The organism is Bartonella occidentalis, from assembly GCF_037070875.1.
Lineage (GTDB): Bacteria > Pseudomonadota > Alphaproteobacteria > Rhizobiales > Rhizobiaceae > Bartonella.
In genome coordinates, this window is the sequence record NZ_JAYMZJ010000004.1 from 64,090 (window position 1) to 75,519 (window position 11,430).

At 36.3% G+C, this 11,430-nt stretch carries 8 protein-coding genes; 4 read left to right on the forward strand and 4 right to left on the reverse strand.

What is annotated here, in order from left to right:
- Positions 1 to 162: 162 nt before the first annotated feature.
- Positions 163 to 1,284, reverse strand: coding sequence for an alanine racemase (gene alr / locus WCP78_RS06075; protein ID WP_336279616.1), 1,122 nt, complete (start codon positions 1,282 to 1,284; stop codon positions 163 to 165).
- Between the two features lie 707 nt (positions 1,285 to 1,991).
- Here alr and WCP78_RS06080 point away from each other — a divergent pair.
- From WCP78_RS06080 to WCP78_RS06095, 4 genes are all read left to right on the forward strand, one after another.
- The gene (locus WCP78_RS06080; protein ID WP_336279617.1) at positions 1,992 to 2,822 is read left to right on the forward strand and encodes a ferredoxin--NADP reductase; all 831 of its coding nucleotides are present in this window, start codon (positions 1,992 to 1,994) and stop codon (positions 2,820 to 2,822) included.
- Between the two features lie 727 nt (positions 2,823 to 3,549).
- Complete coding sequence (trhO, locus tag WCP78_RS06085; RefSeq protein ID WP_336279618.1) at positions 3,550 to 4,467, forward strand: oxygen-dependent tRNA uridine(34) hydroxylase TrhO; 918 nt, start codon at positions 3,550 to 3,552, stop codon at positions 4,465 to 4,467.
- A 614-nt stretch (positions 4,468 to 5,081) separates the two neighbouring features.
- The gene (locus WCP78_RS06090; RefSeq protein ID WP_336279619.1) at positions 5,082 to 6,215 is read left to right on the forward strand and encodes a type III PLP-dependent enzyme; all 1,134 of its coding nucleotides are present in this window, start codon (positions 5,082 to 5,084) and stop codon (positions 6,213 to 6,215) included.
- A gap of 45 nt (positions 6,216 to 6,260) precedes the next feature.
- The gene (locus WCP78_RS06095; RefSeq protein ID WP_336279620.1) at positions 6,261 to 6,845 is read left to right on the forward strand and encodes a GNAT family N-acetyltransferase; all 585 of its coding nucleotides are present in this window, start codon (positions 6,261 to 6,263) and stop codon (positions 6,843 to 6,845) included.
- Positions 6,846 to 7,950: 1,105 nt separating this feature from the next.
- Here WCP78_RS06095 and WCP78_RS06100 read toward each other — a convergent pair.
- The 3 genes from WCP78_RS06100 to WCP78_RS06110 all read right to left on the reverse strand — a co-directional run bounded on the left by WCP78_RS06100 (position 7,951) and on the right by WCP78_RS06110 (position 11,211).
- On the reverse strand, positions 7,951 to 9,522 hold the full coding sequence (locus WCP78_RS06100) for a DHA2 family efflux MFS transporter permease subunit (protein ID WP_336279621.1): 1,572 nt from the start codon (positions 9,520 to 9,522) through the stop codon (positions 7,951 to 7,953).
- A 47-nt stretch (positions 9,523 to 9,569) separates the two neighbouring features.
- On the reverse strand, positions 9,570 to 10,667 hold the full coding sequence (locus tag WCP78_RS06105) for an HlyD family secretion protein (RefSeq protein ID WP_336279622.1): 1,098 nt from the start codon (positions 10,665 to 10,667) through the stop codon (positions 9,570 to 9,572).
- A gap of 151 nt (positions 10,668 to 10,818) precedes the next feature.
- The gene (locus tag WCP78_RS06110) at positions 10,819 to 11,211 is read right to left on the reverse strand and encodes a Fur family transcriptional regulator (protein ID WP_336279623.1); all 393 of its coding nucleotides are present in this window, start codon (positions 11,209 to 11,211) and stop codon (positions 10,819 to 10,821) included.
- Positions 11,212 to 11,430 lie beyond the last annotated feature (219 nt).

Below are 11,430 nucleotides of genomic sequence, written 5' to 3' on the forward strand. Positions count from 1 at the left end.
TGTAAACTATTTTTATGCGGGTAATATTATAATAAACAAAACTTTGGTTTGGCATAGAATGTTCATAGATAATACGCTATGATCTCATCGTATTAGGAAAATTTATAACACTACTGCTTTTAAGAATGATGATTTTATTGATGTCCTCACTTTAACAATGACCTAGATGTAAATGCGTTTACAACGAGGGCTGAGAGAAGTTAAAATTTCATGTGGTATTGTGTTTGCATCTTTAGACAGTTGTTCGATGGTTTGATGTGTTCCAATAATTTCTACCCAATCGCCTCTTTGAGGCTTTTTACATCTAAGATCAGTTGCGTCAACGACAGTAGAATCCATAGAAATGCGTCCAACAATGGGTAATTTATATCCATTAAAATAAATGGATCCTTTATTGGAAAGAGCACGCAGTAAGCCATCTGCATAGCCGATAGAAAGGGTTACAAGAGTACTTGGTCTGCGGGTGACGAAACTTCCCCCATAGCCAATAGGTTCTTCTGCATTGATATCGCGGCTTTGAATGACTTGGGCTTTAAGTTTTAGCACAGGTTTAAGAGGCGTAGGGGATTTTCCGAAGGGATCTATGCCGTAAAGCGCAATGCCTGGACGAACGAGATCAAAATGAAAGTCTGAGCCAAGAAACATGCCTCCAGAATTTGCCAATGAGGCCTTACAAGAGGGAAGTTGCGCAAGTGCAGTCTTGAAAACGGCTAATTGAGTATAATTGGATGGATGTGTTTCATTGTTAGCGTTAGAGAGATGGCTGATCATATATTTTATGTCTGCTTGTTCGAAAATAGTAGGTTGTTTGATAAGTTTTTGCAATTCTTCTTGGTTAAGTCCTAATCGATTCATGCCAGTATCGATTTGAATAATTGCTGGAAATTTTTTACTCTTTTTTTGGCAAATATTTTGCCAGCTTTCTATTGCATTCCAAGAATTAAGAACAGGAATAATATTTGATTGAGCTACGAATTCTTCTGCATCGTAAGGAAGCCCGTTAAGAAGAGCCAGTGTGACATCTGACGGTAAAACAGCTTTTAGTTGGAGGGCTTCTGTGAGTTGAGCTACAAAAAAAGTGCGGCAACCCGCTTGATAAAGTGCAGGGGCAATTTTGTCAGCGCCCATCTCATAGGCATTTGCTTTTAAAACCGCCGAACATTCGGTTGAACCAACACGTTGAGCTAAAAATTTGTAATTAGCAACAAGAGCACCAACATCAATGGTTGCTACAGCTGTATAGGTAAGTAATGCATTTTTTTCATCATTAACGGATTTGTTCATTTTCCAATCCTATGTGCTTTGATGAGAGATAGAATTCCCTTTGATTGTTTATATACGTTTCTATTATATATGAAAGAAACGTAAGTATATTTTACCATTATTATATTATATAGTTTTACTGTAATTAATATTAACAATATTTAATTATCAAAACATAGTATAAATTTTAAAATTTCTTACATTTATTTTTATTATTGTATAAATAATGATTATATATGATGATATGTTTATGATTGCTTTGATTTTTATAAAGTTTTTTTAATTCATATTTTTCTCATAGTAAAGATCTAATGAGAAGGATGTTATTTAGAACCAGGTAGATGATTAGTTGCAAAATGGTTTTTTTTAAAGATCTGTGACATTATGTAGGGTGTTGAGAAGCACCAAGTTTATTTTTGATTGCACAGAAATATCTCTGTTATTTAAAAGTTACTCTTCGTAAATGTTGAAAAATGAAAAAATGCTATGTAATAGCAGGAAAATGTTGTTGGTTGTGTGTTAAAACTGAAGATAGTGTTGGACTTGTTTGTTATTAAACGCTTTTAGATTGGTTTTTATCATACGCTTTTATTTAAGTTTTTCATTGATGAAAAATGTTAATTAAGAGATTTATGTTTTAAGAGAAATATTGGCAGGTCGTTGCATGATCGTTATATCATTTTAAAGATGTAAGTTCCATGTTCGATGAAGATGTAAGGAAGAGTTGTATGAATACGTCTGTCCCTAGTATTCAGTCAAATATCAGTGGTGTTGCAACAGATTTTCCGATTCCTGAAAATGTTTTTGCCCTTACTGTTCAGGAGGTTCGTCATTATACGGATTATTTGTTTAAATTTCGTCTGAACCGTCCAGAAAGTTTTCGTTTTCGTTCGGGCGAGTTTGTCATGATAGGTTTGCCAAATGCAGAAAAGCCAATTTACCGTGCGTATTCGATTGCAAGTCCATTTTGGGACGAGCAACTTGAATTTTTTTCAATCAAAGTGCCTGGAGGACCATTAACTGAGCATCTTCAAAAAATTAAAATTGGCGATACAGTTTTAATGCGTAAAAAATCTACTGGAACATTAGTTCTTGACGCAGTTATTCCTGGGAAGCGTCTTTATCTTCTTTCAACAGGGACGGGTGTTGCACCTTTTGCCAGCCTTATTCGTGATCCTGAAACTTATGAAAAATTTTCAGAAGTTGTGCTCATTCAAACAACCCGTACACGAGATGAGCTTACTTATGCAAAAGATCTTGTTGCTGCTTTGCAACAAGATTTACTGATTGGTGAGTGTGCGCACCAGTTAAAATTTTATCCTATGACCACGCGTGAACCTTCTGAGCACATGGGGCGCATTACTACTGTTATGGAGAGTGGTACGTTTTTTGAAATGACTGGTTTACCTAAGATTAATCCTGATGAGGATCGGGTGATGATATGTGGTTCAATGGCGATGTTGAAAGATTGTGCAAGAATGTGTGAAACTTTTGGTCTTGTTGAAGGTGCAAATAATGCACCAGCTACTTATGTTGTAGAGCGTGCTTTTGTCGGATGAGTGAGCTATTTATTATTGCACGTGGCAATGCTGCTTTCACATCTCGATCGCTTTTCTCAAAAACTATTTTAGAGCTATGTAGAGATTAACAGCGTAGAATAGTTAGGAAGTGCAAATCAAGAGGGCGGATTGTTTTATAGTGCTGATTATTATGCAAAGTGGATCTTAGAGAAGAAGTATCTAGAGTTTTTTGTAAGGCGTTAGCGTTTATTATTGTAAGAAGAAGAAGTTTAAGATGTAAACGTTCATTAGTGTTATCATTAATTTATTTGATATAGTGAGCACTAAAAGAAAGGAAGCTACGCTATTTTACACAATCAGTTAATTCATTGAACAGTTTAGAACTTAAATTAATTAGAGCCTATAATTAATTTTATTCTAGGTTCCTAGCCTATTTATAATAGGTGCTGTTAAAAAACATTCATGCTTCAATAATTGATTGGGATATTTATAATGCAATGGTTTTAATAATGTTTGCAATGTAATCTTAATGGTTTTTCTTGAGATAAGGCTTGTATTAACGGAAAGGCATTGTGTAGATGATAAATAAACAAAATAAATATAGATGATTTGTTGCTAAAAAAGTGATAACAAGAGATCTACTTTTTGCATATGATATGCTTTCTCTAGGAGATGATGTTATCAATAGGGCTTTGATAAAGCATAATATATGCAAAGAGCAGATGAATAGCTTGAAATTGAATAAAACGCACGTTATGGCAAAGTTATGGAAAAAAAATTTAAAGTTGCTGCTATTTATTGCTTCGCAGATTTGAAGCATTATCGTCAATTACAGAAGCCTTTACAAGATTTATGTCAAGCAAAGGATATTAAAGGCACTTTGCTGTTAGCAAAAGAAGGGATTAATGGAACCGTTGCTGGTTCTTGTGCTTCGATTGAGGCATTAGTAGATTTTATTATCGCTGAACCATTATTTAAAACGCCAGAGATTAAATATTCATGGGCATCAAAAATGCCTTTTCATCGTTTGAAAGTACGGCTGAAAAAAGAGATTGTCACAATGGGGGTTGAAGGTGTTGATCCATTAAAGGTTGTTGGTACCTATGTAGAACCTGAAGATTGGAATGCTCTTATTCAAGATGAAGAGACTCTTTTGATTGATACACGTAATGATTATGAATATGCGATAGGAAGTTTTCAAGGAGCGGTCGATCCGCAGATAAAGACATTTCGTGAATTCCCTGAATGGGTCGCTAAGCATGAAACTGAATTAAAAAAGAAAAAGAAAATTGCCATGTTTTGTACAGGTGGTATTAGGTGTGAAAAATCAACTGCTTATGTGCGTGAGCTTGGCTATGAACAAGTTTACCATTTAAAAGGTGGTATCCTTAAATATTTGGAGACAGTTCCTAAAGAAGAAAGTTTATGGCGGGGCGAGTGCTTTGTTTTTGATGAACGTGTTTCTGTTGGACATGGTCTTGAAGAATGTGGGCGCGAATTATGTCGTGCATGCCGTAGTCCTCTTAATGCTGATAGCAAATTATCACCCCATTATGAAGAAGGTGTTTCGTGTGATGCTTGTTATAGCGTGCGTAGTGAATCTGATAGACAGCGCTTTCGGGAACGTCATAGACAGTTCCAATTATTAAAATCACGTGCTATTTCTTCTTATCAAGAGCGATAAAAATGTTACGCTTTATAGTTTAAAGTTCTTGCTTTTTGTTGAGACGGCATCATTTAAAGCTTTGTTTAAGCTCTTTTTTTTATGGATAAAAGACGAGTGATGGTGTGGTTTTTCTGTTTGAAGAAAGTCTCATTTTTGTTTTATTTTGTATAAAAATAAAAAATTGATTGAAATACATAAAAGTTTGTCCTATAAATAATCTTGCCCAAAGTCGCGCGTGCCTGTGGGTGTCCGCTGGTTCTCAAATGGCGAGGTCAACCGGTACGGTACCTGGAACTAACCGCTCCAGTCATTCTTACGGCCAACCGAAGAGTGAGGACATCTTGAAGCAACGACGGTGCGGGCCTTTCTGGTGTCTTCCAGCTATTAAGCTGGGATAACTATAGAGGCACACCTCATTGCCTTCAGTGCGGAAGTGGTTTTCTCAACTCCAATCAAAAAGGCAGATAAAATAAAGCAACGCGGTTTTCGCGGTGTTTTTCCGCTGCATGCAATACTGGTTTTTCTGATATTGATCAGGATAGATATCTGTATTGTTTGTATTTTGTTCTTTGGTTATTGGCAGCTTTTTGCTGGCCAAGAGTGGAGATTTATTTCCGTGGGAGAATCGGTAGATGGCAACACAACGTATTCGCGATTTCCTTGCAACACATCGTCCTGGAGATCCATGCTTAATTCTTGATCTTGATGTTGTTCGTGAAAATTATTTAAATTTTGAAAAAGCTCTTCCGCAGTCTCGTATTTTTTATGCAATAAAAGCGAATCCAGCGCCTGAGATTTTGAGTTTGCTTGTTTCTTTAGGATCTTCTTTTGATGCAGCCTCTGTGGCAGAGATTGAAATGGTTTTACAAGCAGGGGCAACACCTGAACGCATTTCCTTTGGAAATACTATAAAAAAGGAGCGTGATATTGCACGTGCATATGCGCTTGGCATTTCCCTTTATGCGGTTGATTGCGTTGAAGAAGTAGAAAAAATTGCTCGCGCTGCTCCAGGAGCTCGTGTTTTTTGCCGCGTTCTTACCGATGGGCAAGGTGCAGAATGGCCATTATCACGTAAATTTGGTTGTGTTCCAGCTATGGCAGTTGATGTGTTGTGTCGAGCGCATCAATTGGGTTTGCAAGCGTATGGGGTTTCCTTTCATGTAGGATCTCAGCAGACGGATCTTCGCGCATGGGATCGTGCTTTGTCAGATGCGGCGACTGTTTTCAAATGTTTGGAGCAAGAAGGAATTTTATTAAAATTAGTCAATATGGGGGGTGGTTTCCCAACGCGTTATTTGAAAGATGTCCCTACAGCACAGGCTTATGGTACGGCTGTTTTTGATTCATTAAAAAAGTATTTTGGTAATCGTATTCCTGAAACAATTATTGAGCCGGGACGTGGAATGGTTGGTAATGCTGGTGTTATTCGCACAGAAGTTATTCTCATATCCAAAAAATCCGATAATGATAATGTTCGATGGGTCTATCTTGATGTTGGAAAATTTAATGGTCTTATCGAAACTATGGATGAGGCTATTCGCTATCCTATTGAGACACCTCATAATGATAAGGTTATGGAGCCATGTATTTTAGCTGGTCCAACGTGTGATTCAGCCGATGTTTTATATGAAAAAACACCTTATCTGTTACCTTTATCTCTTACAGTAGGGGATGAATTATTAATTCATGGCACTGGTGCTTATACTGCAACTTATGCATCTGTTGCATTTAATGGTTTTGAGCCTTTGAGATCCTATGTGATTTGAATTTTTTCCTTGTGATGGCAAGGTGTAGTGAGGCGTGGGATAGAGATGAATGTGATTAATTTTCAAACGAAAAATGGTACAGTGTTTACGCTTGCATCTGAGCAAGATGTGGATAAACCTCATCGGGAAATTTTGCTTGACTTGACTTTAGGAACAGGGCGTAAACGTAAGTCGTCAGAAGTTTTACGCTGTGGTCGTTTAGCTGCACGTGGGCTTTCCTTTGTCGTTAAAAATGCGTTGGGGGAACTTGTGGGTAGTGTTCGTCTTTGGCATGTTCGGTTTAATAAAGGGCAGAATGGAACGCAGTATGCTTTGCTCTTGGGACCTCTTGCTGTTTCATCGGAATGCTCCGGTATGGGGATTGGATCGGTTCTTATGCGGCATGCAATTCAAATGTCAAAAAAATTAGGTTATGGTGCTATTTTACTTGTTGGCGATTTTGAATTTTATCAGCGTTTTGGTTTTTCAAGTAGTCTAACAAAGGATTTGGCGATGCCTGGTCCTTACGAAAAATGCCGCTTTCTAGCGTTGGAGTTGATCCCAAGATATCTTACGGCGTGTCATGGTATTTTAGCACCAAGCGGAGAGCTACAGGATTGTGATTCTTTTCTGCACCATAAAGTTGCTTAAAGATCTTATAGATTTCGTAGTATAATTTTTTTCCGTCAGTTTACTTCTTTAATAATTTTTGTCATTTTCCAGGGATATACTAACAATCTTGTATGGAATTAAAATGGGTTTTAAAAAATTTATAATGGGTTATTATTTGAAGAATATTAATTGAGTATCCTTATACCCTTCGCAAGATGTAATTTTGCTCGTTATTCTGTAGAAATAATATTTTGTTTAAGCTTTTTCAGGGAGATGTTTGAATTTATTCAAATCATACAAAAATAGCGGATTTATTTTCAATAATTTAGATTTATCTAAATTTGTAACGATGGTAAATTTTTGTTCTGTATTCACGAGATTATTTTATGATATCAGTATCTTAAGCTATCTTCCTATGATTCTTTATTAAGGTTGGAGGTTGGGTGTTTTCTGTTGCTTTATGATCTTTATTGTAAGAGTGTGGTTGGGTAAATATTTCAGGGTACCAAATAGCTTTTTATGAAAATAGAGAACGGATTATCTGCAAAGATTAATCTCAATTTTATGAGCGATCGTTTTTACTCTAGTTATTACTTTGGGTGGTGCTCTTTAAGCATGCTTTCGGAATATAAAAAGGGAAAGAAAGTATCTTAATAAATTAATGACAGAATATCAGACATGTATTTTATAAAAATACGATTAAGAAAATAATGATATTTCAGTTAAAGACGTAGATGTATTTGTGTTGCAATTTAAGCAGAAGTTGATCAATTAAAACAGCTATTTTGGGAGGAGAGATGTCATATTGTTTGCGATGCTTATACAGTTTGTTATAATGAAAAGGTATGCATTGCCTGATTTCATTTTATTTATAAATGAGTTGGTATCGTTTATTGAGTTGTGAGATAAAATAAATGGATCGTGTTCTGTATCTTTTATGCAATTACCTAGATGAATCCGACAGATACAAAAAGTCATGCTGAATTCCAAAGGACAATAGTAGAGATTGTACAATTGGAAAAAACTAAAAGACAGAATGTATAATAAAAACATACAGGATAGATATTATAGTAGCTCTTGGAACTAAAAATACAAAAATAACAACCCGAAAGAAAGAGTCCCTCCTATAATTTATGAGTTTTGTTTATCGCTTAGAGATATTATCAGTTGATGGTGGTATTTTTTTGAGAAAAATGGATGAACAGGTTAAAATAATAAAAAGGATGGTTATAATAAAAAAGATGTCGCTTAAAGCCATGACCATGGCTTGCTTGCGAACCATGTTAAAAAGTTGTAATAATGAAAGAGCATGTGGATCAGAAGAAGCAGAACTGAAATACATGGAGAGCTTTGAGAGTATATTCGTTGCTTGTATATTTCCCCAGTGGACTGTGTCGGCGAGTTGTTGATAATGAAAGTCTGTTCGTCGTGTTATAAGAGTGCTGATAATAGCAAGTCCTACTGCACCACCAAGGTTACGTGTTAGATTAAAAAGCCCAGAGGCGTTTTTTATCTGGTCTTGTGGTAAAGATCCGAAGGCGATGTTACTGATCGGAACCATACACAATATAACAGAAGCACCACGAAAAATTTGTGGTTCTAATAATTCCCAAAAACTCCAATTATCTGTAATGTAAGTAGCCTGCCATGTTCCGTAGGCAAATCCAGCAAATCCTAATGCCAGTATAAGGCGTGCGTCCATTTTTGCTGACAGAAATCCAGCAATGGGAGCAGTCAAAAACATAGCTAAACCTGAAATAAACAGTGTTTCTCCAATCATGAGTGCATCATAATGACGAATTTGACTTAAATAGACAGGGTAAAGGTAAGTGAGTCCATAAAGACCTATTCCAAGTATAAAGGAAAAAGTGGTTGCAATTGCAAAATTGCCATTGGCAAAAGCAGAGAGATCAACAATAGGCTTTTCTTCAGTCAAAGTCCGCCAAAAAAATAAACCACCAGATAAGATCATGATAATAAAAAAAATAAAAATTAAACCGTCTTTTAACCAATCATGACTTGCACCTTCTTCTAAAATATATTCTAAAGATCCCAAGAAAACTGCCATGGATATAAAGCCAAGCCAGTCAATTTTAGTTATTAAAGAGGGGTCAGCTTTATCAAAGTCGATCAACTTCCAAGATAAAATTGATATAATGATTCCAAAAGGTACATTAATGAGAAACAGCCAATGCCATGATAAAGCATTGCTAAGATAACCTCCTACTGTCGGGCCAATTGTAGGCGCTAAAGTCGCGACTAATCCAATGATTGGTGAAACGATTGGTTGTTTAGACGGAGGGAAAAGTGTATAGGCGGCAACAAAAACACTGGGAATAATGCCACCACCAATAAAGCCTTGGAGAGCCCTATATACCATCATTTGTTCAATAGATGTTGCTGTTGCACAAAGAATGGAGGTGATGGTGAATCCAGCAGCCGATAAGCTAAAAAAAACTCGTGTTGAAAGCAAACGTCCTAAAAAACCCGAAAGAGGTAACATAATAACTTCGGCAATGAGATAAGCAGTTTGAACCCACGAAATTTCATTAGGACTGGCGGATAAACCAGCTTGAATTTCAGCTAAAGATGAGGAAACGATTTGGATATCTAAAATAGCCATGAACATACCAAAAGCCATTGCAATGAAAATAACAATTTTGTGTATTCCAATACGTTGGTCTTGATCATGAGATGCTGGCATGGTCTTGTTCATGGTGGGGTCACATACTTACTTAATATGGTTGGGTCACACTTACATATTTATAAAAGATTTTTATCATGAGGTATTTTACGTGTGTCAATTTGGACGGAAACACTCATTCCTGCTTTGATTCGTCCACTTTTTAGCGCATCTTCAGGGATAGAAATTCGTACAGGAATACGTTGTGTAATTTTTGTAAAGTTGCCTGTAGCATTTTGTGGAGGCAAAAGAGAAAAAACAGATCCTGTTGCAGGGGAAACAGAAAGCACTGTTCCTTCAAAGACATCTTTTTTGAAAGCATCGATAGAAATGTAAGCTGGTTGCCCACTATAAATATTTTGTAACTGCGTTTCTTTATAATTTGCTTCAATATAAAGTGAGTGGATGGGGACTAACGCTGCGAGGCGCTGGCCATTCGCAACAAAATCACCAGTTTTGGCTGTTAAATTTCCGATAATTCCATCAAAGGGAGCTCGTAGGATGGTCGAATCAAGATTACGTTTTGCTTGATCACGCATGAGCTCAAGACTTTTGGTTTCGCTTTCTATTTCACTTCGTTGCGCTTCTAAAACGTGAATATTGGCTTGTGCTGAGGCTATTTTTGCATCTGCACGGGTGACATTGGCAATAGCTTGTTCATAGGCTGATTTGGCGCTATCAAGGTTGGATTGAGAAGCATAACTATCTGCTTTAAGTTCTCTCGTACGCTGTAGAGTAAGTTGTGCATTGGTTGCAATGGCTGAGGCAGCAGCTTTTTGTGCTTGAGCATCGTCTAAAGCACTGTGAGCAGCGACAATTTGTGCGTTAATACGGATGAGAGTTTTTTGTTGTGTGTCGAGACGCGCTTTTGTCTGATTCAAGGCGATTTGATAATCGCCACTTTCCAAGCAAAATAGAATATCACCTTTTTTGACAGCTTGATTTGCTTGAATAGAAATTTTCTCAATATATCCAGATAATTTCGGGGAAATAGCAGCAATATCTCCTTGCACATAAGCATCATCGGTTACAACCATATATCGCCACTGTGTTAGCCATTTATAACTAAACCATAATGCAAAAATGACCAGAATAATGAGGAGAATATTAATTACTTTCTGTCGCTTTATCTTATAAAAGCGTTTTTTAGTTGAAACAATTGTTTCAGATATGGACATAGATTTTATACTTTCAATTAAACGTATAAATTAGGAAAATAAACTTATTACAACATAAAACAATATTTGTAGCAGAAGCGATGAGAGCTTTTCAAGCAAAAACATAACAGTATAATATAAGGCTAAACATGCGCATGGTGTAAGTAAAAAATTACTTTTCTACGCATTTTTTGCACATTCCCCGGACTTCCACTGTGCTTCTATGTGCTTGAAAATCAGCATCCTGCACCATTTTTTTAACACCGTATGCAATAACAGGATCTTGTATTTCGTTTACCTTCCCACATTTATCGCAAATTGTGAAGGTTGTGAATTCATGTTGACAATTTTCAGGGTGTAAACAGGCCATAAAAGCATTTGCACTTTCAAGACGATGAATGTATTTTAATTGTATCAATCTTTCTAGTGCACGATAAACTTGCAGGGGTGCACGGAATCCTTCTTCGCGCAAGCGCTCTAGAATCGCGTAAGCACTTAAAGGTTTTTGTGCATTCTTTAAAGTGTTTAGAACCAATGTTTGGTTACGCGTAAATTTAGATAGCATAAAGCACCTTCCTTTTTACTTCACAAAAAATCATAAAGTGTCTAAGATATTTGCGCAATGGCGATTTTAGAAATATGTACTCTATTCAATCAAATACTCGTTATTTTTATAAACTTTTAGTTGCAGTTTAAAGAAATTTATTTATTTTTTCTTTTATTTGAAAAACCTGTTGACTCTTTGAAGAAAAGGGTTCTATATAGCGCTGTAACGAGAGCGGTT

What these genes read in the sequence shown, in the direction of transcription:
- WCP78_RS06100 (WP_336279621.1), bottom strand. Translation starts at nt 9,522, where the DNA reads ATGAACAAGACCATGCCAGCATCTCATGATCAAGACCAACGTATTGGA.
- WCP78_RS06105 (WP_336279622.1), bottom strand. Translation starts at nt 10,667, where the DNA reads ATGTCCATATCTGAAACAATTGTTTCAACTAAAAAACGCTTTTATAAG.
- WCP78_RS06110 (WP_336279623.1), bottom strand. Translation starts at nt 11,211, where the DNA reads ATGCTATCTAAATTTACGCGTAACCAAACATTGGTTCTAAACACTTTA.
- alr (WP_336279616.1), bottom strand. Translation starts at nt 1,284, where the DNA reads ATGAACAAATCCGTTAATGATGAAAAAAATGCATTACTTACCTATACA.
- WCP78_RS06090 (WP_336279619.1), top strand. Translation starts at nt 5,082, where the DNA reads ATGGCAACACAACGTATTCGCGATTTCCTTGCAACACATCGTCCTGGA.
- trhO (WP_336279618.1), top strand. Translation starts at nt 3,550, where the DNA reads ATGGAAAAAAAATTTAAAGTTGCTGCTATTTATTGCTTCGCAGATTTG.
- WCP78_RS06080 (WP_336279617.1), top strand. Translation starts at nt 1,992, where the DNA reads ATGAATACGTCTGTCCCTAGTATTCAGTCAAATATCAGTGGTGTTGCA.
- WCP78_RS06095 (WP_336279620.1), top strand. Translation starts at nt 6,261, where the DNA reads ATGAATGTGATTAATTTTCAAACGAAAAATGGTACAGTGTTTACGCTT.